Origin of the sequence: Halosimplex pelagicum, from assembly GCF_013415905.1 — an archaeon.
In the GTDB taxonomy this organism is placed as follows: Archaea; Halobacteriota; Halobacteria; order Halobacteriales; family Haloarculaceae; genus Halosimplex; species Halosimplex pelagicum.
In genome coordinates this window covers 4,519,346-4,538,829 of record NZ_CP058909.1, presented here as the reverse complement: position 1 = coordinate 4,538,829, position 19,484 = coordinate 4,519,346, and the positions used below count along the sequence as shown (strand labels likewise).

Genomic DNA, 19,484 nt, shown 5'->3' with positions numbered 1-19,484 from the left:
GCGGGGGGCCGAGAGTCCGGACACGGAAGCGGCTGTTCGAAAGGGATAGGGCGCTCGCTCACTAACCCCCGACGAATGAGTCAGGGGACGGCCGAGTGGCGGGCACAGGTGGACGCCGTCGACGCGGCGCTCATCGACGGGTGGCAGAGCGGGTTCCCGGTTCGCGAGCGGCCGTTCGAGGCCGTCGCCGCGGACGTGGGCGTCGAGGAGCGCGAGGCGCTCGACCGGGTTCGACGGCTCTACGACGAAGGGGTCTTCCGGCGGTTCGGCCCCGTGCTGAACCCGCCGGTGATCGGCAGTTCGACGCTGGCGGCGGTGCGGGCCCCCGTCGATCGGTTCGACGAGGTGGCCGACGTGATCAACGGCTACGAGCAGGTCAACCACAACTACGCCCGCGACCACGAGTGGAACATGTGGTTCGTGGTGACCGCCGCTTCGAAGGAACGGCGCGACGCCATCCTCGCCGAGATCGAGGAGCGGACCGGCTGCGAGGTGCTCGTCCTGCCGATGCTGACGGACTTCTACATCGACCTCGAATTCCCGGTGGTCAACGGCGACCGCTTCGCCCGCGAGAGCCTCGCCGAGACCGACGTGGCGGCGACGACCATCAGCGAGCGGGCCGCGGCGGACCTGTCGGCGCTGGACCGGCGCGTCCTGCTGGAGGTCCAGGGCGGCTTCCCGCTGACGGCGACCCCCTATCGGGACGTGGCCGAGGCGGTCGGGGCGCCGGTCGAGGAGGTGCTCGCGAGCGTCGAACGGCTACTGGCCGACGGCTGCATCAAGCGGATCGGCTGCGTCGTCAACCACCTCGTGACGGGGTTCGACGCCAACTGCATGGTCGTCTGGGACGTGCCCGACGACGAACTCGACGACCGCGGCGTCGACGTGGGGAAACTGCCGTACGTGACGCTGTGTTACCACCGACCGCGCCGGCCCGACCAGGAGTGGTCGTACAACCTGTTCACGATGATCCACGGCCGCGAGCAGGACGCCGTCGATGCGAAGATCGACGAGCTGGCGGCGGAGTACCTCCCGGTCGACCACGAGCGACTCTACTCGACGGAGACGCTGAAACAGACGGGCGCGCGCTACGAGGACCTGGTCGACGAGCACGCCGAGGGGTGACCGCCGAACCCGCCGAGATCCGGCCGCGGGACCGACCTGGGGACCGACGGAAGCTTTTTGCGCCCCCTCCAACCATATGCCCACGTTCGTATGACGGGTCCCGAGCGGGCGGTCGTGCTGATCGTCGACGACGAGCCGGCAGTCGCCGACTCCTACGCCGCACACGTCCGCGACACCTACGACGTGCGGACAGCCTACGGGGGAGAGGAAGCGCTTTCGAAGCTCGACGACGACGTGGACGTGGTGTTGCTGGACCGGCGGATGCCGGATCTGGTCGGGGACGAGGTCCTGGAGACGGTCCGCGAGCGAGGGCTGGACTGCCGCGTCGCGATGGTCACCGCGGTCGACGCCGACTTCGACATCGTCGACATGGAGTTCGACGACTACGTGGTCAAGCCGGTCACCGGCGAGGAGCTGCTCGACACCGTCGACCGACTCCTGCGCTGTGCCCAGTACGAGCGGCGGCTCCGGGAGTACTACCGGGTGACCCGGACCTACGTCGCGCTCCGGTCGACGAAAGACGCCGCCGAACTGTCCGACAGCGACGAGTTCCGCCGGCTGGAAGACCGCCGAGCGGAGCTGCGCGACTCGCTGTCGACGGCCGCCGAGCGCCTCGCCGACGACGACTTCGAGGCGCTGTTCCGCGACCTGGAGCAGTAACCCGGTCGCCGGCGACCGCGACCGACGCCAGCGGCGCCCCGGTCGCCGTCGGCCGTTCCGGGCCGGCGACCCCCGCCGACAGCGACGCGTCGTCACCGAGCGAGGCGGGTACTGGGCCTTTCGAAAACACTATTCGGGGAAGGTCCTAAGCCGGGCGCAATGACTCCGCAACTGCCGGACGTCCAGGCGTCGAGCCCGGACGTGACCGTCGGCCTCAACCGCGTCGGCGTCACCGGCGTCGAGAAGTTAGTCGAGATCAGCCGCGAGGACAAGCGACCGTACGTCCTGATGGCCGAGTTCGAGGTGTTCGTCGACCTGCCCTCCTGGCGCAAGGGCGCCGACATGAGCCGCAACATGGAGGTCGTCGACGAGACCCTGGAGGAGGCGGTCAGCCAGGGCGACCTGCGCATCGAGGACATCTGCGGCACCGCCGCCGAGCGCCTGCTCGACAAACACGACTACACCGAGCAGGCCGAGGTCCGCATGGAGGCCGAGTTCGTCACGCGCGAGCGGACGCCCGCGAGCGACCTGCCCACGCAGTCGACCGCCGACGTGATCGCCTCGGCGACGGCCACCGAGGACGGCGACATCCGCGAGGAGATCGGCGCCGAGGTCACCGGCATGACGGTCTGTCCCTGCTCGCAGGGGATGTCCGCCGCCCGCGCCCGCGAGAAACTGCGCGACCAGGGCGTCGACGACCGCACCATCGAGGAGTTCCTCGAGGAGGTCCCCCAGCCGGGCCACTCCCAGCGCGGCCACGCCACCCTGACCGTCGAGAGCGAGGGCGGCCCCGATGTGGACCTGGTCGACCTGATCGAGGTGGCCCGCGACTCGATGAGCGCCCGCATCTACAACCTCGCGAAACGGCCGGACGAGGACCACATGACCTACCAGTCCCACCTCGACGCGAAGTTCGTCGAGGACTGCGTGCGCGCGATGGCCGAGGGCGTGATCGACGAGTTCCCGGGCCTCGACGACGACGCCGTCGTCCGCATGGAGCAGTCCAACGACGAGTCCATCCACCAGCACAACGCCCACGCCGAACGGGTCGCGGAGGTCGCGACCCTGCGCGAGGAAGTCAACGGCGACGACTGACCGGTTTTCGCGGCCGGCGGGTTCAGGAGGACGGTTCGGCGTCCGTGGCGTCCGGGCCCTCCCGGTAGACGATCAGGTAGAACAGCGGCAGCAGCGCCAGCAGCGCGCCGAAGGTGTTGCGCGGCTGGGCGAACACGTCCGGCGGCGAGAAGACCGTCCCGGCCATCATCGCCGCCAGCAGCGCCAGCAGGACGGTCAGCGCGAGCCGCTCGCGGTCGGACTGCGGGCTCGTCCGCTCGGGGCGGTAGTAGACGTACGCGACCAGTGCGAGCGGGAAGACCGCGACGGTCGCCGTCGAGCGGACCGGGTGGTCGCTCCCGCGCGCGACGGCGTCGAGATACACCCAGACGACGAGCGTGACCCACGTCAGCGCGGGGAACGCCGCCGCGGCGACCAGGGTCCCCGTCGACTGGAGCGGCGCCGCGACGAGCGTGTCGAGCATACCGCCGGGTAGACGGCGAGCGGGCCTAAGGGTTGTCGGTCGGTGGCTCGCCGCTCCGAACCCGGCGACGCGCCGAAGATTGAAGCACCGGCCGCGTCGTACGTGGGACATGGGCAAGCGCATCCTGGTCCCGGTCGACGGGTCCGAGCAGGCACACAGGGCGTTCGAGTTCGTCGCCGAGGAGTTCGGCGACGCGGAGGTGGTGCTGTTGCACGTCGTCAACCCCGCGGAGGCCGGCTACAGCGCCCAGGCCTCGATCCCGAGTTTCTCCGAGGAGTGGTACGAGAGCGAGAAGGCCGCCGCCGAGGAGCTGTTCTCCGAGATCGAAGCCCTCGCCGACGGCACCGACCTGTCGATCGAACGGGAGATCGAGGTCGGCAAGCCGATCCGCGTCATCGTGGAGTTCGCCGACGAGAGCGGGGTCGACCAGATCGTCATGGGGAGCCACGGCCGCTCGGGCGTCACCCGCATCCTCCTGGGGAGCGTCGCCGAGGCGGTCGTCCGGCGCTCGCCCGTCCCCGTCACCGTCGTTCGCTGACCGGTCGCACGGCGGCGAGCGCCCGGACGGCGGAGTCAGTCTTCGTCGATGTGGCGGACGATATGTACGTCGTAGCGGGGGTCTTCCGAGACCGGCGCGCCGACGCTGGAGACCGGCGTCGAGACGCGGCCGGCGTTCTCGCTGCCGATGAAGACGATCTCGGCCGACACGTCCTGGGCGACCGCGCGGATCGTCCGGACCACGTCGGTGGTGATCGAGGCGACCGAACTCACGTCCTCCGGCCGTTCGCAGCGGAAGGTCGCGTCCGGCGCGACGGCGCGGATCTGCGCCTCTAGCGCCGACTCGATCTCGTCGGGGTCGTAGCGCTCGCCCTCGTCGATCCACCCGCGCTCGACGGCGAAGTCGCGCTCGTCCAGCGGGATCACGACGAGCGCGACGACCTCCTCGTCGGTGAGTGCGGCGAACTCCGTCGCCCGCTCCAGGGCGGCCTCGGCCAGCGCCGACCCGTCGAAGGGCACCAGATACGTCATGTCTGCGGGTGGGGCCGCCCGCGTCTTATAGTCGGCGGGCCGCCCGGTCGCCCCGACACGAGGTCGCCACCGGCCCGGCGGACGGCTATCTCGCGCGAAGCGACAGACGAAAGGTCCGTCGCCGCCGATCGGACCGTATGGCCGAGGACGGACCCGTCGATCCGGCGACGATCGGCGAGCGCGACGCGCCCCCAGTCGAGGAGAAACCGTACAAGATCATCTTCGAGGCGAACAAGTGCTTCGGCGCCGGGAAGTGCGCCGAGGTCTCGGACAACTGGAAACTCGACATCTCGACCGGGATCGCCAAGCCGCGGGCGTACTTCATCGACGAGGAGGACCTCGACGAGAACGTCCGCGCGGCGGAGGTCTGTCCCGCGAAGAAGGACCGCGGCGTCATCCACGTCGTCGACCGCCGCACCGACGAGGAGATCGCGCCCGACCCCGAGGGCGACGGCACCCTCTCGGTCGACTGGTGAGCGCTCGGCCGGCGACGGGGCGACCGCCCCGGTTCGGCCGCAGTCTCGCGATTTCGCGACAGTGCGCACATCGCGGCCCAGCGCCTCCGTAGCCGTCGAACTGACCGGGCGTGTTTTGTAGTTCCCCGTTCAACGGTCGAGGAATGGCCTCGGCGACAGCGATCGTGGGGATCGCGTACCTGCTGACGGGGGCCGGGCTGCTCGTCCTGCTGCGCGAACCCCTCCGCCGACCCGACAAACCGGCGAGTACGGGTTTCGCACTCGCCGTCCTGGGGATCTCGCTGTGGCCGCTGAGCCTCGGTGTCAACTACTTCGTCACCGGGTTCGCCCCATCGATGGCGCTGTGGACGGTCCGGCTCTCGGCGGCGTCGATCATCTCGGTCGGCTGGTTCCTCGTCGCCGCGGAGGTGACCGGTCGACTGTCGCTCTCGCGGACCGTCGCCGCCACCGCCGTCGCGTACGTGCTGATCGAACTCTCGCTGGTGGTCACCAACGGTACTCATCATCTGGTCTTCGGCCCGGCGACGACCCTCGACGGGACGATCCCCGTCGTCGCGTACGGTCCGTGGTTCTGGCTGCAGACCGCCCTCAACTACGGGCTGATCGCCGTCGGCACGGGACTGCTCGCCGCCGAGTGGTCCCGGTCGAGCGGACTCAGGCGGCGCCAGACCGCCGTCCTCTCGGTCGCGGTGCTCCCGCCGGTGGCCGCGAACCTCGCGACGCTGTTCGGCCCCGTCCCGACGGTCCACGACCTGACGCCGTTCGGGCTGGTCGGCAGCGGCCTCCTGCTGTCGTGGGCGCTGTACCGCGCGGAGTTCCTCGATATCGTGCCCGTCGCCCGCCAGGTGGCGATGGCCGAGATGCAGGACGCGGTCGTGACGCTGGACGATGAGGACCGCGTCGTCGACTGCAACCGCGCCGCCCGCACGCGCTTCGACATCCCGCGCTCGTACGCCGGCGACCCCGTCGAGCGGTTCCTCCCGGCGCTCGCCGGGACGGCCGCGGCCGACGACAGCGAGTCCGCGGCCGACGGCGGAACGAGTGCTGCCGACGGCGGGTCGTCCGCGACCGACGATGGACCGTCCGGCCCGCCGGTCGTCACCGCGACCGTCGACGGCGAGTCCCACTCCTTTTCGGTCTCGGTCTCGCCCGTCGTCGAGGGCGGCCGGACGGTCGCCCGCGTGGTCGTCCTCCGCGACATCACGCCGATCAAGCGCCGCGAGGGCGAACTGGAGGAGCGGGAGGCCGAGCTGGAGCTGCTCAGGCAGATCCTCTCGCGGGTGTTGCGACACAACATCCGCAACAAACTGACGACGATCCGCGGCAACGCGGACCTCCTCGCGGAGGGCGCGACGGGCGACGACGCCGCCAGAGTCGGCCGCATCGTCGAGGCCAGCGACGAGCTGATAGCCCTCAGCGAGAAGGCGGGGACGATCGAACACCTCGTCGACCGGCCCGACGAGACCGCGACCTACGACCTGCGCGTCGTCGCCGAACGGGTCGTCGGGCGCGTCCGCGACCGGTATCCCGACGCCTGCTACGTCGTCGAAGGAGCCGAGACCTGCACCGTCGAGACGGCGTCCGGCGTCGAGTCCGCCGTCGAATGTCTCGTCGAGAACGCCGTCGAACACAACGACGCCGCCGACCCCACCGTCCGCGTGACCGTCGGCTGCGCCGCCGATGGCGCCGAGATCCGCGTCAGCGACGACGGCCCCGGCATCTCCGAGCACGAACGAGGGGTCATCCGACGCCGAGAGGAGACGCCCCTCGCCCACAGCAGCGGTATCGGCCTCTGGGTCGTCTCCTGGGTCGCCGACCGCTGTGAGGCCGATCTGTCGTTCGACGTCGACGACGACGGCAGCAACGTCTCGCTCACGTTCCCCGACGCGCCCTGAGCCGGGGGAAGTCCGGCTCGCTATCGCTCCCTCCGACGTGCTCGCCTATCGGTTGTTTCTGTTCATCGTATCGTGAAACGAAGTCGTGCGAGAGTGACCGCACTCGACGGCAAGCGTTGAAAGCCCTCGCCGCGCTCGCGGTCGCTGAGGCGGGATATCCGCGCTCTCGGCACCGCCCGCGCGGATAGTGCCCGCTCAGGCGACTGAACGAGCGCGAGCGCGCCTCGCCCTTTCAGTCCGCCAGGGGCAGCACCGCACGGCAACCGCAGACGGCCACGAGCCTCCCCAGCCGATTCGCTCGCCTTCGGCTCTCTCATCCCTCGCGCGGCTATTTCGAGCGGCCCGCCAGGAGGCGGGCACGCTCGACAGCGCACGCCGACCGCACCCCTACCCCAAATGCAACAGCCGTCTCCTGCACCGAGCATCCGGCGCCGGAAGCGCCGGTTCTTCCGCTGGAGCGGGGCGAAGTCCCGCGGAGGCGGCCTTCTTCGTGAGTAGCGAGGGGCCGGCGGTCCCTCGGACCGTTCGCGCGGCCGCGCCGCGCGAAGACGAAGTGAACGAAGGCTCGTCAGAGCTTGCTCTGACGGTGTTTTCACCCCTGTTTTTGGCTCGGGGTAACGCGGTTGCGACCCCCGGACGGAAAAGATGGGTTCTAGAAGATATTCGCCTGCTCGTAGACGGAGATGCCGTCCATGGTGATCTCGTAGGGTTTGGTCTCCCGGGAGTGGTTGGCGTTGCGAATCTTCTGTATCTCGACGGCGAGGCGGGTCTCCTGGGTCTCCGAGCGGACGTACCGCAGGAGGAGGACGGCGTCGGTGAGGTACTCGATGACGCCGTGGCGGGAGGCGTAGGGGTTGTCCTCGCTGGCCTCGCTGGTGAGGACGGTGGTGACGCCGGCCTCCTTGAGGCTCTGGGTGAAGTCGAACACCTCGGTGCGACGCCGGGAGACGTCGTCGTACATCATCTCCAGCAACGAGACCGAGTCGAGGACGAACCGGTCGGCGCCGAAGTCCTCGATGAGCTCGGGGAGTTCGCCGCGGATGTTGTCGAGGCTGTTGGCCATCTCGACGGGGTCTAAGTCGATGACGGCGAGGTTCCCCTCCGCCTCGTGGCGCTCGAACTCCCAGCCGCGTTCCTCGGCGGTGGCCATGATGTCCTCGTAGGTCTGTTCGAGGGTGATGAAGACGCCGCGGTCGGTGTCCTCCTTCTCGAGACCGTGCTGGAGGAACTGGAGGCCGAAGGTGGTCTTGCCGGTGCCGGCGCCGCCGACGATGACGATGAGGTGGCGCAGGGGGATGCCGCCCTGGACCATGTTGTCCAGGCCTTCGATGCCCAGGTCCAGCCGCGGGATGTTCGACTCGAAGTCGTCGTCCTCGAAGTCGGCGTCGCCGCCGCCGACGCCGCCCATGGCGTCGGCGAAGTCGTCGTCGAAGAGGCCGCCCTCGCCGCTGTCGCTCCCGAACGCGCCGCCGCTACCGCTGTCGCCGAACGCGTTGTCGCCGCCGGTTCCCACGTCGCCGAACGCGCTCGTGTCGCCGCCGGCGTCGCCGAACCCGCCCGCGCCGTCACCGGCGCCGCCGAACGCGTCGTCACCGGTCGAGTCACCGAAGGCGCCCCCACCGCCGGAATCGTCGAGGTCGCTCTCGCCGTCGAAGGCGCCGCTGTCGCCCGGTTCGTCGAACGTATTGTCGGCGTCGTCGAACGGCTCGTCGGTGTCATCGAACGTATCGTCGGCCGTCGCTTCGGAGCCGGCGTCGTCGGACCCGGTCGACTCCGCCGACTCCTCGTCGCCGAGCGCGTCCTCGAACCAGTCGTCGTCCGCGTCGTCGCTCATCCGTTCGCCTCCCCGGATTCCGGGGTAATCATGGGCGAAGGTGAGTCTCGCTCGGCATTAAACTTGCCCGCCAGCTATCGGAGTTGATTCGAGGGGTGGGTCGCGGGGCGGCGGTCGCCGGACGCCGAAGGGGTCGTTTATTGGGGAGGAACGCGAATCGGGGGGCAATGCGAGTCGGAATCGTCGGCCAGCGCGGCAACCGGCGGGCGGCGGGGATCGTCGCGGACCTGTACGAGCGGCTGTCCGGGATGGGCGTCGCCGTCGCCGTCGACGAGGAGTCCGCCGACGACGCCGCCGCGTGGCCGAGCGGCCGGCCCGACCCGGCGGACCTGGGCGTCCCCGTCGACGAGCTGGCCGACTGCGACCTGATGGTGAGCATCGGCGGCGACGGCACCTTCCTGTTCGCCGCCCGGGCGGCCGGGGCGACGCCGATCATGGGCGTCAACCTCGGCGAGGTCGGGTTTCTCAACGCCGTCCCGCCGGAGGAGGCCGTCGCTGCCGTCACCGCGGAGGTCGAACAGTACCAGGACCGCGGCGCCGTCGAGACCCGGGACATGCCGCGGGTCGAAGCGTCCGGCGACGGCTGGTCGCTTCCCCCGGCGCTCAACGAGGTGGTCGTCCAGGGGCCGCGGCGCGGCCACGGCGGCGGCGCGGCCGTCGAAGTGCGCGTCGACGGGTCGCTGTACACCAGCGGACACGCCGACGGCGTGCTCGTCGCGACGCCGACCGGTTCGACCGCCTACAACCTCAGCGAGGGCGGCCCGCTGGTCCACCCGAGCGTGTCGACGCTCGTGCTCACGGAGATGTGCGGCGAGGAGTCGATGCCGCCGCTCGTGGTCGACGCCGACAGCACGGTCACCGTCCGGATCGACGACGCCGACGGCGGGTTCGTCGTCAGCGACGGCCGCGCACGACAGGAACTGGACGTGCCCGCGCAGGTGACCCTGGAGCGCGCGGCGCGGCCGGTCCGGATCGCCGGGCCGCCGCTGGATTTTTTCGCCGCGCTCGGCAAGATCGAGTGAGATACGCCGGTTTACCCGCGGGTCGACGGTGAGGACGCGACGAACGGGGAGGGAGACGAGGCGAGCGGCTTACTTCTGTGCGGTAGTGTAGAGGACGGGCGAGACGACCAGCAGGACGAGGCCGATCAGTTTGTACTGGATGATGCTGTCGAGGAGGCTCAGTTCCTGGGGCGCGTACATGCTGCCGGGCGCGAGGAGGAACAGGGCGCCGAACGCGATGAGGTGCAGCGTCAGCAGTTTCCGCGAGCGCTGGGTCGCCACGGCGAACAGTCCCAGGACGAACCCGACGATGAGCGCGTCGCCGAAGTTCACCTTCAGCAGGAACCCGTCGACCAGCTGCAGCGGGATCGGGAGCATTCTTGTCTCGAAACTGGCCGTGATACAATCTTTAAACTTCCGTTCCCGCCGCGGGCGGGCCTCCGGCGACGGCGCCCGAGAGTCGCGGGACCCTGGTAGCCGCGGTCACCGGCCGGTGTCGTACTTGTAGGTCGCCTCGTCGGGGTCGATCCCGAAGTCCTCGGCCCCCTCCTCGGGTTCGTCTTCCTCCGGGGCGGCCGCCGCGCCCTTGAACGCCTCGCGGAGCCGCTCGGGCACGCGGAACCGGTCGGGGTCGACCCGCATCGGGATCGCCTCGGGCGCGACGCCCTCGCGTTTCTCGTCGAGGCGCTCGCGGAGCCGCTCGGGCAGCTCCGACTCGTCGATTGGGTCGAAGCCGAACTGCGCGAGGTAGTCGGGCTCGTCGGTCAGCGAGTAGACGACCTCGAACCCCTCGTCTGCGGCCGTGCTGACGAGCCGCTCGACGACGTGGGCGCCGACGCCCTGGCCGCGCCAGCCGTCGAGCACGCCGATGCTCGTGAGCTCGCAGTGCTCGCCGTCGTCGGTCTTGTGGACGCGGTAGCGGCCGAATCCCGCCTTGACGTTGTCCACCTCGTCGACGGCGATCACGTAGTCGCGCGAACGGAACGCTGTCTCGTCTAACCCCATCGCCTCGATGTGGTCCAGCAGCCAGGCCTCGTCGCGGTTCTTGGCGTCCCGAACGTACATGTCGCACTCTCGGACGGCCACGCGAAAAGAAGTTGCGGGCGAGCGGGGCCTCGTGACGCGCGAGTACGAGGGCGCGCGGGCCGCCGGTCGGCCGGAGTCGTTCACGATCGACCGGGCAACTACTTTGGGTTCGCCGGGCGAACTCCCCGTATGGCGTCCGACTCACTCGGAGACATCGACGAGGTGGTCCACCGGCCCGACCGGGCGTTCGTCGAGTCGACGAACGTCTGGGAGTTCATGCAGGCGTACGACATCGACGACTACGAGGAGCTGATCACCCGGACGACCGAGGCCGACCCCGGCCAGCCCGCGTCGGGCGTCGACTGGTTCTGGGACACGATGACCGAGTATCTGGACGTGGAGTTCTTCGAACCGTACGACCGCGTCCGGGACGACAGCGAGGGGCCGCAGTTCACCGACTGGTACCCCGGCGGGACGACCAACATCGCCCACAACGTCTGCGACCGCCACGCCGCGGCCGACGCCGAGACCCGGAACGAGGTCGCCTGCATCTGGGAGGGCGAACCCGTCGGACCGGACGGCGAAGCCAGCGAGATCAGGGAGGTCACCTTCCACGAACTCCACCGTCAGTCGAACCGGGTGGCGAACTACCTCGACTCGCGCGGCGTGGGCGTCGGCGACACCGTCGGGCTGTACATGCCGATGGTCCCCGAGGTCGTCTCGATCCTCTACGGCTGTTTCAAGGCGGGCGCCATCGCGGTCCCCATCTTCTCCGGGTTCGGCGTCGACGCGACCGCCACTCGAATCGACGACGCCGAGCCGTCCGTCCTGTTCACGGGCGACGGCTTCTACCGCCGAGGGAGCGAGGTGCGCCTGAAGGGCACCGCCGACGAGGCCATCGCGGAGGCGGGTCACGTCGAGGAGGTCGTCGTCTACGACCGACTGGGGACCCGCGCCGATGGCGACGCGGGCGGCGAATCCGCCGGCGCGGACCCGAGCGACTACGACGTTCCCTGGACCGAGGGACGCGACCGGTGGTGGACCGACGCGGTCGAGACCCGGAGCGACGAGTTCGAGACGCGCGAACTCGACGCGAGCCAGGAGTCGATGCTGCTCTACTCGTCGGGGACGACGGGCGAGCCGAAGGGCATCGTCCACACGCACGCCGGCGTCAACGTCCAGTGCGCCAAGGAGCTGTACTTCGGGTTCGACCTGAAACCCGCCGACCGCTTTTTCTGGGTGTCCGACATCGGCTGGATGATGGGGCCGTGGACGCTGATCGGCAACCACCACTTCGGCAACACCGTCTTCATATACGAGGGCGCGCCCGACTACCCCGAGCCCGACCGCTACTGGTCGATGATCGACCGCCACGGGATCACCCAGTTCGGCATCTCCCCCACCGCGATCCGGGCGCTGCGGGAACATGGCGAGGAGTGGCTGGAAGGCCACGACCTGTCTTCGCTTCGACTGCTCGGCTCGACGGGCGAGCCCTGGGACCCCGAGTCCTGGCTGTGGTTCTACGAAGAGGTCGGCGGCGGCGAGGCGCCGATCATCAACATCTCCGGCGGCACGGAGATCTGCGGCTGTTTCCTCATGCCGATGCCGATCCAGGAGCTGAAGCCCTGTACCCTCGGCGGCCCGGGGCTCGGGATGGACATCGACATCGTCGACGAGAGCGGCGAGAGCATCGCCGAGACGGGCGAGCGGGGGTATCTCGTCGCTCGCGATTCGTGCCCGTCGATGACCAGATCCCTGTGGTCCGGCGACGAGCGCTACCTCCGGGAGTACTGGTCGACGTGGGAGGGCCTGTGGGACCACGGCGACTGGGCCCAGAAAGACGAGGACGGCTTCTGGTTCCTCCACGGGCGGGCCGACGACGCGCTGAACGTCGCCGGCCGGAAGGTCGGCCCCGCGGAGGTGGAGGGCGCCGCCATCGACCACGAGGCCGTCAACCGGGCCGCGGCGGTCGGCGTCCCCGACGACACCACCGGGACCGCCGTCGTCCTGTACGTCGTCGTCGAGGACGGCGTCGCGGAGTCCGACGAGTTGCGCGCCGAGATCCGGGCGCTCGTCGGCGAGGAACTGGGCAAGCCGTTCCGACCCCGGGAGGTGCTGTTCGTCGACGAGTTCCCGAAGACCCAGAGCGGGAAGATCATCCGCCGGGCCGTGCGGGGGACCTACACCGGCGAGGACCTCGGAGACATGTCCTCCATCGAGAACCCCGAGGCGCTGGCGGAAGTGGAGAACGCGCGGTAGGCTTCGGGAGGGCGCGGCTGTCCGCGTCGCCCGGGCGGACGCTACAGGTCGAAGCGGTCGGCCGTCTGGGCCTCCGATAGCGTGGGGGCACCGACGAGCGCACGGACTCCGTCCAGCGCGACGGGGAACCGAAGTCCCCGTCGGCACCGCGTCGGGGACGAGCGCTCGCGTCGGCCGCCACGCGCCGTCGGTCCGTTCGAGGACCGTGACCCGGCTCAGTCCCGGTCGAGAACGGCGTTGCAGTTCGGGCAGTTCGTGCGGTCGGGTTCGGCGGCGTAGGTCTCCCCGCAGATGGGGCAGAACTCGTTTTTCACCGCCGCCTCGCCGTTCCCGGCGTCTGCGACGGGGACCTCGGCGTCCTCGGGCGGGGAGAACACGCGCGTCTGCCCGGCGGGCTCCACCGGATCCTCGCCCGAGTCGGTCGACCCGTTCGTGTCGCTGGACGCGCTGTCGTCGGTCGACCCGGTGTCGGCGGTCGAGCCGCCGGACGGGTCGCCGGAATCGGGCGCTTGCGTTCCGCCACTGGCGGGCTCGCTCTCGGAGTCGGCTTCGGACGCCGTCCCCATCGCGAGACGGTCCGTCGTGCCGGGTTGGACGACCTGCGGGTAGCGCTGGCCGGCGCGGATCGCCGAACGGGGCACGTCCGGTCGCCGGATCCGGACGAGCAGGCTCGCGAACAGCTGGACCCAGACGTACGCGAGCGCGAGCGCGGCCGGCGTCGCGACCGCGGCGAGCGGGAGCAACGGCGCGGTGACCCCGGCGCGGGTCACCTCCCCGAAGACCACGTCGGCAACACCGTAGCGCGCGGCGGCCGCCTCGACCAGCGCGGTCTGGCCGCCCAGCGAGGCCGCCCGCGAGACGGTCGCCGTCGTCGCGACGACGGCCGAGACGAACACGAGCGCCTGGAGCAGGCGGGGCACCGAAAAGGAGTAGACGCGGTAGCCGTAGGCGACGGTCCGGACGAGCAACAGCGTGTTCGCGACCGCCAGCAGCGCGAGCACGTACCAGGTGACCGCGCCGCGGGCCGCGCCGACGGCCACGGCTGCGGCCAGCAGGACCAGCGGCGGCACGAGCGCGACCAGCGGCCGGTCGAAGCGGTAGCACTGCTCGACGTTGCCCCGCAGGTTCGTGAGGTTGCCGACGACGTAGCGGACGGCGACGGCCGACGGGACGAGCACCCAGAGGACAGCGAAAGCGGCCGCGAGCGCGGCCGCCTCGGTCGACCAGGGGTCGACGGTGTAGGCGCCGACGACGAGGTCGGCGACCTGCGAGACGGCGACGCCGGTGCCGGCCAGCCAGATGAGGTAGCCGGCGGCGCCGGCGACGAGTCCGAGGAAGAGCCACCGCTCCTCGTCTGCGAGGAGGCGGACGGACCTGCCGAGTTCACGGCGCGTGTCTCTGGTATCCATGCTCGCTCGTCGGACCGAGCCGCGGGGTCAGGGGGCCTGGACGCGCAGCGTCGCGACGCCGGAGAGTTCGATCCGGTCGCCCGGCGAGACGGGGACGCGCTCGCCCTCGTCGAGGGACTCGCCGTCGACGACCGTCGGGTTCTGCCCGAGCGCGACGAGGTGGAACTGGCCGTCCTCCCGGACGAACCGCACGTGTTCGCGGTGGATGCGGACCGCGTCGTCCTCGTCGCCGCCCGTGTTCATCACGATACTCCGGACGGTTCGACCGACCGTATCCCCGTCCCACACTTGAACCTCGCGGTTGCGCACGACCAGCACCAGCGACTCCGGCGCCTCGGCCGCCTCCCCCTCGGTTCCGGCCGCCGCCGGCTCGCCGCCGGCGTCTCCCGGTCGCTCGACCGTCCGGTCGTCGCCGTCGGCGCTCTCGGCCTGACCGGCCCCCGCGTCGCCGGCCGCCGCACCGTTGGCGGCAGCCGCATCGGCGGCGGTCGCCGCGTCGTCGGCCGCGTCGCCGTCGCCGGCAGCCGCATCGGCGGCGTCTCCGGCCCCGCCACCCGAACGGTGGGAGTCGAGGTCCTCGCCACACGAGGCACAGAAGTTGTCGTCCGGTTCTACTTCGGTCGAGCAGGCCGGACACTCCGTCAGCGGCCCCGGCTCCAGCGCCGACACGTCCTCGCCGCAGTTGGCGCAGAAGTTGTCCTCGGCGTCGACCGACTCGCCGCAGCCCGGACAGGAGAGGTCGGCCCCCTCGTCGGCGTCGACAGCCGCGTCGGCCGCTCCCTCGTCGGGCCCGCTCGCGGGCTCGTCGTCGACCGCGCCAGCGGAGGCATCGTCCACCGACCCGGAGTCGGTCGGTTCCGACTCGTCGCCGTCCGACGAATCGACGCTGTCACCGTCCGGCGCGTCGACGCCGGCGTCGGCCTCGGCGGCCGCGACGCCGTCGGCAGTGTCGGCCGGTTCCGCCGCGGCCGGCGTCGATTCCGCGCCGGTACCGTCGGTATCGTCGGCCGCGTCGGCACCGACGGCATCGTCGGTTGCGTCGGGCGCGCTCGCGTCGGCGTCACCGTCCGCGACGGGGGACGCGTCGGGCGCGTCGGCCGTATCTGCCGGCTCCCCCGCCGGTTCGTCGACCGCCTGAGCGTCCGGAATCGGATCGTCCGGCGAGTCGGCGGTCGCGTCGGGCGCGTCGTCCGTGTCCGGGGTCTCGGCCCCGTCGTCGGTCGTCTCGGGCGCGGCCGCTTCGTGTTGCCACTCCCCGCAGTCCGAGTTCGTACACCATCCCCCCGCCGCGGTCGGGTCGAACTCCTCCCCGCAGAGGGGGCACTCGACCGTCCCGCTCGTGCTGTGCGACATAGCTGTCGGCATATGCAGGCCGGTCATCAAAACAGTTGCCCCGTCGTGTCGGCGCGGCGGACGGTCAGGAACCGCACGACCGCGGGCGACCGCGGACGGCGGTTCCGGCCCGATCGGCCGCGCCACCGCGTCAGTCGTGCTCGACGAGCGTCTCGCGGTCCTCCACGGACTGCTCGGCGCCCGCCGCCCGGGCCGGCGGGTCGGTCGGCGTCGGCGGGAGCGTCCCGTCGTGTAGCAGGATCGTCGAGAGATTGTCCTTGCCGCCGCGGTCGTTGGCCAGATCGACCAGCCGCTCGGCCGCGTCGTCCAGCGACGGCGCCGACAGCACCGCCTCGCGGATCTCCCCGTCGGTCACCGCGCGGTCGCGGACCACGGCGGCCATCTCGTCGTCGCGGCCGGCGTCGACGTACCACTCGTAGAGCTTCGCCGCCTCCGTCTGGGCGTCCAGCAGGCCGTCGCTCGTGACCAGCAGCACGTCCTCGCGGTAGAGCGGGACGGTCGCCGTCTCCACGTCGACGGTCGCCGTCTCGGGGTCGGCGCGGCCGCTCCCGCCGAGGGCGCGGGTGATCTCGTTGCCCCGCGGGTGGACCAGCGCCTCCACGTCGTCGATCTCGCCGGCCTCGCGCAGTCGCTGGACGACCGCGTGGTCCGTGGTGAGCGGCAGGATCTCGTCGCGCGCGGCGTTGACGACGTAGGCCCGGCTGTCGCCGACCCAGCCGTAGTGACAGCGGCCGCCGACGCAGACCCCGGCGACGACGGTCGCGTGGGCCTGCTCGCCCGCGTCGGCGGCGTACGCGAGGACCTCGCGGTGGGCCGCCACGACCGCCTCGGCGACCGCCGACTCCAGGTCGGCTGCCCGCGGCGGGGCCGCCAGCGGCTCGTCGACGGTCACGTCGAACCCCTCCGGGTCGCTGCGTGCCGCGCCCACGACGGTACCCGCGAGGTGCTCGCAGACGGCCGTCGTCGCGATGTAGGAGGCGGCGTCGCCGGCGTCGTGGCCCCCGGCGCCGTCGGCGAGCGCGAACACCGCCGCGCTCCGGTTGTCACGGTCGCGGTCCGCCCCGTCGCCGTCCGCCGGTTCGTCACGCCGGTCGTCGGGGGTCGACTCGTCGGACGCCGCGTCGGCGTCACCGGCGTCCGGTCCGTCCCGTCGCTCGTCCGCCTCGCGCCCTTCCTCGCCCGATTCGCCCGTTTCGTCACCGTCGGCGTCGTCGCGGTCGTAGCCGCGAAAGCCCGCGCGGTGGCCCTGTTCGAACACGGAGACCGCGACGCTGTCCTCGTTGATCCCCCCGTCGCGCTTGCGGTCTCCCACGTCGTAGTGAGTTGCGTAATCCATGGTCATTCCGTACTGAACTCGAAGGTGACGCCGTAGCTCGGGTGGACGAGGGCGATCAGGTCGCCCTCGCGCAGCCCGTACAGCTCCGGCGGCACGTTCCCCTCCGCGTCGGTCGCGTCCTCGCCGGACTGCTCCAGGCGCTCGCGACCCGCCTCGCTGAGCACGCGCTGCCAGCCCCCGCCGGTCTGGACGTAGGTCCCGTTGAGGCTCCGGTCGCGGATGAACCACTCGCCGTCCGCGTCGGTGTCGAACTGCACCTGCACCGTCGAGATGTACTCCTCCTCGTCCTCGATGACGACCGACGACCGGGGGCCGTCGGCGTAGCGACGCCCGATGGTGTCGCCCGGGTAGACGGTGTAGCGCTCGCCCGCCTGCGTGTAGCGGACCGTCGCCGACGGCGGCGGGCTCGGGTCCCGCGCTTCGAGGACCCGCTTCATCGCCGTCGCGTTCCGGTAGCGCTCCTCGTAGTCGCTCGCCGTCGCCTTCTCGACGATCTCGGCGAGATACGGCTCGCACTCGGCGCCGAAGTCGCGCGGGTCGACCCCGTCCTTGCGCGGGACCGTCCCCTTCAGCAGGTACAGCAGGATCTTCCCGACCGAGTACACGTCCGACCACGGCCCCTGACGGGTCTCGGTCGCGTCGGCCTCGGCGACCTCGCGGGGTTTGTACGGGCCGACGATGGTCGTCTGGTCGGCCGCTTCCGCCCCGGTATCGAACCCCGTCGCCGTGTTGAAGTCGATGAGCACCGGCGTCACCGTCCCCCCGCGGTGGGTGATCATCACGTTGTCCGGCTTCAGGTCGCGGTAGACGATCTCGTTCTCGTGGAGGAAGCTCATCGCGTCACAGAGGTCGATCCCGATCTGTCGGACCTCGTCGATGTCGTCGAGCGGGCCGGTCCGCCGGATGGCGTCGTCGAGCTCGTAGCCGTCGACGAGCTCCACGACGAGGACGGAGGTGCCGTCCCCGTCCTCGGCGACCTCGCGCAGCGACATGATGTTGGGGTGGCCGCCCGCGTCGCGGATGGCCGCCAGCGTCTCGGCCTCCTTCTCGAAGTAGGTCCGGACGATGTCGCGGTCGTTCTGGCTGCCCGCGTAGTTGGGGTACTTGAGCGCGACGGCCTCACCGGTCTCGGTGTCGACGGCGTCGTACACCTTGGCGAACCCGCCCTCGCCGACCACCTCGCCGACCTCGTAGCGGCCGACGACCAGGTCGCCGCCCGTCGGCGCGGCCGTCATTCTATCCGCGAGTCGTCGACGATCCTGGTGGCGCTCTCGCGTTCGTCGCGACCGCCCTCCTCGACGAGCCGGGTCTGTCGCTGGGCCTCCTCGACGACGGCCGTGTCCTCGCCGTGGATCCGGGTCATCTTCTCGACCTCCGTCTCGGCGGCCGCGACGTTGCCCTTGCCGAGCTCCGTGCGGACGACCGTCTGGCGGTGGTCGAGCGACACCTCCTCGTTGTGTTCGGCCAGCGCCGCGTTGTCGTCGGTGTACTCGGCGGCGATCCGGTCGCTCGCCCGCTCGCCCGACGCCGTCAGCGTCACGTCGACCAGCGAGTGCTCGCCGAGTTCCTCGCGTGCGGGCGCGTGGACTTTCAGGACGACGCGCTGGTTCTCCCGCTCGGCCAGGTCGGGCAGCGGAACCGTTGCGGCGTTGCCCGACCAGTTCACGTCGACCTCCTGGGCCTGCGGGAGCGCGCGGTACACCTCGCTCACTTCGACGCCGGCGGCGGCGTCGAGTTCGAGGCTGGCCTCCGTCGCGACGACGGACTGGGCCTGCTCGACGGCGTCGCCGAAGAACGATTCGATGTCGCCGGGCGATTCGAGGTGGGCCCACTCGCCGCGGGCGGTCGTCCCGAGCGTGCGGATGGTCTCCTCGTCGTAGTCGGTGCCGATGCCCGCCGAGAGGATCCGGATGCCCGAGCCGTCGATGTCCTTCGCGAGGTCGCGGAAGTCCGCGGGCTCGTGGTTGTTGTCCTTGCCGTCCGACAGCAACAGGACCCGGCGGACGGCGTCGTCGGTCTCCGGGCGGTACCCAAGCGAGTCGAGCGCGGCCCGCGCCGAGTCGAGGCCGTCGTACATGTCGGTGCCGCCGCCGGCGCCCAGTTGCTCGACGCGATGCATGGCGTCCTCGCGGGCCGTGTCGCCCCACCGCTGGGGGCGCATCACGACCTCCGCGTCGGAGTCGAACGCGACGATGCCGACGTAGTCGTCGGGTTCGAGGAGGCCGAACACCCACGAGGCGCCCTCCCGGGCCTGGTCGAGTTTCGCCCCGTCCATCGAGCCGCTCGTGTCCAGACAGAGGAGGATGTGCCGCTCGCGGGACCCGCTCCCCGTCCCCGGTTCGACGTCGACCGTCGCCGTCAGCGTCGCGCCGTCGGCAGGCACGTACGGCCGGTTGACGTCGGTCTCGATTGCTACCATCGTTCGCCCTCTCGCTCTCGTCCCGTATGTGTTTTTCTCCGATCCGGCAGTTGCCACTCCCGATCCCGTAGTTGCCACTCCCGATCCCGTAGTTCCCGCTGTCCGATCTCATCGTTTCCGCACGC

General features: G+C 70.8%; 18 protein-coding genes. 8 read left to right on the top strand and 10 right to left on the bottom strand.

Going from position 1 to position 19,484, the window contains the following annotated elements:
* Positions 1-75 precede the first annotated feature (75 nt).
* The 3 genes from ahbB (at position 76) to mptA (ending at position 2,880) form a co-directional block, all read left to right on the top strand.
* Positions 76-1,125 carry a siroheme decarboxylase subunit beta gene (ahbB, locus tag HZS54_RS22615; RefSeq protein ID WP_179919350.1) on the top strand — a complete coding sequence of 350 codons (1,050 nt, stop codon included), beginning with the start codon at positions 76-78 and terminating at the stop codon, positions 1,123-1,125.
* Between the two features lie 90 nt (positions 1,126-1,215).
* Positions 1,216-1,785 carry a response regulator gene (locus tag HZS54_RS22610; protein WP_179919349.1) on the top strand — a complete coding sequence of 190 codons (570 nt, stop codon included), beginning with the start codon at positions 1,216-1,218 and terminating at the stop codon, positions 1,783-1,785.
* Positions 1,786-1,944: 159 nt separating this feature from the next.
* On the top strand, positions 1,945-2,880 hold the full coding sequence (gene mptA / locus HZS54_RS22605) for a GTP cyclohydrolase MptA (protein ID WP_179919348.1): 936 nt from the start codon (positions 1,945-1,947) through the stop codon (positions 2,878-2,880).
* Between the two features lie 22 nt (positions 2,881-2,902).
* On the opposite strand, the gene HZS54_RS22600 is transcribed toward mptA, so the two are convergent.
* The gene (locus tag HZS54_RS22600) at positions 2,903-3,322 is read right to left on the bottom strand and encodes a hypothetical protein (RefSeq protein ID WP_179919347.1); all 420 of its coding nucleotides are present in this window, start codon (positions 3,320-3,322) and stop codon (positions 2,903-2,905) included.
* Between the two features lie 109 nt (positions 3,323-3,431).
* Between HZS54_RS22600 and HZS54_RS22595 the strand changes: the two genes are divergently transcribed.
* Positions 3,432-3,860 carry a universal stress protein gene (locus tag HZS54_RS22595; RefSeq protein ID WP_179919346.1) on the top strand — a complete coding sequence of 143 codons (429 nt, stop codon included), beginning with the start codon at positions 3,432-3,434 and terminating at the stop codon, positions 3,858-3,860.
* Positions 3,861-3,895: 35 nt separating this feature from the next.
* Here HZS54_RS22595 and HZS54_RS22590 read toward each other — a convergent pair whose 3' ends face one another.
* Positions 3,896-4,351 (bottom strand): universal stress protein, encoded by a 456-nt coding sequence (locus HZS54_RS22590; protein WP_179919345.1) that lies wholly within the window; start codon positions 4,349-4,351, stop codon positions 3,896-3,898.
* A gap of 137 nt (positions 4,352-4,488) precedes the next feature.
* Here HZS54_RS22590 and HZS54_RS22585 point away from each other — a divergent pair, with 137 nt between their 5' ends.
* Positions 4,489-4,827, top strand: a complete 339-nt coding sequence (locus HZS54_RS22585) for a ferredoxin (RefSeq protein ID WP_179919344.1) — start codon at positions 4,489-4,491, stop codon at positions 4,825-4,827.
* A 143-nt stretch (positions 4,828-4,970) separates the two neighbouring features.
* Complete coding sequence (locus HZS54_RS22580; RefSeq protein ID WP_179919343.1) at positions 4,971-6,722, top strand: sensor histidine kinase; 1,752 nt, start codon at positions 4,971-4,973, stop codon at positions 6,720-6,722.
* Between the two features lie 652 nt (positions 6,723-7,374).
* On the opposite strand, the gene HZS54_RS22575 is transcribed toward HZS54_RS22580, so the two are convergent.
* Positions 7,375-8,556 carry a KaiC domain-containing protein gene (locus tag HZS54_RS22575; protein ID WP_179919342.1) on the bottom strand — a complete coding sequence of 394 codons (1,182 nt, stop codon included), beginning with the start codon at positions 8,554-8,556 and terminating at the stop codon, positions 7,375-7,377.
* Between the two features lie 167 nt (positions 8,557-8,723).
* Here HZS54_RS22575 and HZS54_RS22570 point away from each other — a divergent pair, with 167 nt between their 5' ends.
* Entirely contained in the window at positions 8,724-9,578 is an 855-nt protein-coding gene (locus HZS54_RS22570) for an NAD(+)/NADH kinase (RefSeq protein WP_179919341.1), read from the top strand.
* 69 nt (positions 9,579-9,647) lie between these two features.
* On the opposite strand, the gene HZS54_RS22565 is transcribed toward HZS54_RS22570, so the two are convergent.
* Both HZS54_RS22565 and HZS54_RS22560 read right to left on the bottom strand, forming a co-directional pair.
* Positions 9,648-9,935 carry a DUF8006 family protein gene (locus HZS54_RS22565; protein WP_179919340.1) on the bottom strand — a complete coding sequence of 96 codons (288 nt, stop codon included), beginning with the start codon at positions 9,933-9,935 and terminating at the stop codon, positions 9,648-9,650.
* Between the two features lie 105 nt (positions 9,936-10,040).
* A complete protein-coding gene (locus tag HZS54_RS22560; protein WP_179919339.1) occupies positions 10,041-10,622 on the bottom strand; it encodes a GNAT family N-acetyltransferase in 582 nt (193 codons plus the stop codon).
* A 150-nt stretch (positions 10,623-10,772) separates the two neighbouring features.
* Between HZS54_RS22560 and HZS54_RS22555 the strand changes: the two genes are divergently transcribed.
* On the top strand, positions 10,773-12,842 hold the full coding sequence (locus tag HZS54_RS22555) for an AMP-binding protein (protein ID WP_179919338.1): 2,070 nt from the start codon (positions 10,773-10,775) through the stop codon (positions 12,840-12,842).
* A 215-nt stretch (positions 12,843-13,057) separates the two neighbouring features.
* Here HZS54_RS22555 and HZS54_RS22550 read toward each other — a convergent pair whose 3' ends face one another.
* From HZS54_RS22550 to HZS54_RS22530, 5 genes are all read right to left on the bottom strand, one after another.
* Positions 13,058-14,251, bottom strand: a complete 1,194-nt coding sequence (locus HZS54_RS22550) for a hypothetical protein (protein ID WP_179919337.1) — start codon at positions 14,249-14,251, stop codon at positions 13,058-13,060.
* 27 nt (positions 14,252-14,278) lie between these two features.
* The gene (locus HZS54_RS22545; protein WP_179919336.1) at positions 14,279-15,604 is read right to left on the bottom strand and encodes a double zinc ribbon and FHA domain-containing protein; all 1,326 of its coding nucleotides are present in this window, start codon (positions 15,602-15,604) and stop codon (positions 14,279-14,281) included.
* Between the two features lie 130 nt (positions 15,605-15,734).
* On the bottom strand, positions 15,735-16,946 hold the full coding sequence (locus HZS54_RS22540) for a PP2C family protein-serine/threonine phosphatase (RefSeq protein ID WP_246391721.1): 1,212 nt from the start codon (positions 16,944-16,946) through the stop codon (positions 15,735-15,737).
* Positions 16,943-18,175, bottom strand: coding sequence for a serine/threonine protein kinase (locus HZS54_RS22535; RefSeq protein WP_179919335.1), 1,233 nt, complete (start codon positions 18,173-18,175; stop codon positions 16,943-16,945). Before HZS54_RS22535 ends, HZS54_RS22540 begins: the two co-directional genes overlap by 4 nt.
* Complete coding sequence (locus HZS54_RS22530) at positions 18,172-19,359, bottom strand: vWA domain-containing protein (protein WP_179919334.1); 1,188 nt, start codon at positions 19,357-19,359, stop codon at positions 18,172-18,174. The genes HZS54_RS22535 and HZS54_RS22530 overlap by 4 nt, the downstream gene beginning before the upstream one ends.
* Between the last annotated feature and the right edge of the window lie 125 nt (positions 19,360-19,484).

Bases quoted from the DNA above. Each gene is read 5' to 3' on its own strand.
- HZS54_RS22545 (WP_179919336.1), bottom strand. From the start codon at position 15,604: ATGTCGCACAGCACGAGCGGGACGGTCGAGTGCCCCCTCTGCGGGGAG.
- HZS54_RS22565 (WP_179919340.1), bottom strand. From the start codon at position 9,935: ATGCTCCCGATCCCGCTGCAGCTGGTCGACGGGTTCCTGCTGAAGGTG.
- HZS54_RS22575 (WP_179919342.1), bottom strand. From the start codon at position 8,556: ATGAGCGACGACGCGGACGACGACTGGTTCGAGGACGCGCTCGGCGAC.
- HZS54_RS22550 (WP_179919337.1), bottom strand. From the start codon at position 14,251: ATGGATACCAGAGACACGCGCCGTGAACTCGGCAGGTCCGTCCGCCTC.
- ahbB (WP_179919350.1), top strand. From the start codon at position 76: ATGAGTCAGGGGACGGCCGAGTGGCGGGCACAGGTGGACGCCGTCGAC.
- HZS54_RS22610 (WP_179919349.1), top strand. From the start codon at position 1,216: ATGACGGGTCCCGAGCGGGCGGTCGTGCTGATCGTCGACGACGAGCCG.
- HZS54_RS22590 (WP_179919345.1), bottom strand. From the start codon at position 4,351: ATGACGTATCTGGTGCCCTTCGACGGGTCGGCGCTGGCCGAGGCCGCC.
- HZS54_RS22560 (WP_179919339.1), bottom strand. From the start codon at position 10,622: ATGTACGTTCGGGACGCCAAGAACCGCGACGAGGCCTGGCTGCTGGAC.
- HZS54_RS22535 (WP_179919335.1), bottom strand. From the start codon at position 18,175: ATGACGGCCGCGCCGACGGGCGGCGACCTGGTCGTCGGCCGCTACGAG.
- HZS54_RS22580 (WP_179919343.1), top strand. From the start codon at position 4,971: ATGGCCTCGGCGACAGCGATCGTGGGGATCGCGTACCTGCTGACGGGG.
- HZS54_RS22555 (WP_179919338.1), top strand. From the start codon at position 10,773: ATGGCGTCCGACTCACTCGGAGACATCGACGAGGTGGTCCACCGGCCC.
- HZS54_RS22595 (WP_179919346.1), top strand. From the start codon at position 3,432: ATGGGCAAGCGCATCCTGGTCCCGGTCGACGGGTCCGAGCAGGCACAC.
- HZS54_RS22530 (WP_179919334.1), bottom strand. From the start codon at position 19,359: ATGGTAGCAATCGAGACCGACGTCAACCGGCCGTACGTGCCTGCCGAC.
- HZS54_RS22600 (WP_179919347.1), bottom strand. From the start codon at position 3,322: ATGCTCGACACGCTCGTCGCGGCGCCGCTCCAGTCGACGGGGACCCTG.
- HZS54_RS22540 (WP_246391721.1), bottom strand. From the start codon at position 16,946: ATGACCATGGATTACGCAACTCACTACGACGTGGGAGACCGCAAGCGC.
- mptA (WP_179919348.1), top strand. From the start codon at position 1,945: ATGACTCCGCAACTGCCGGACGTCCAGGCGTCGAGCCCGGACGTGACC.
- HZS54_RS22585 (WP_179919344.1), top strand. From the start codon at position 4,489: ATGGCCGAGGACGGACCCGTCGATCCGGCGACGATCGGCGAGCGCGAC.
- HZS54_RS22570 (WP_179919341.1), top strand. From the start codon at position 8,724: ATGCGAGTCGGAATCGTCGGCCAGCGCGGCAACCGGCGGGCGGCGGGG.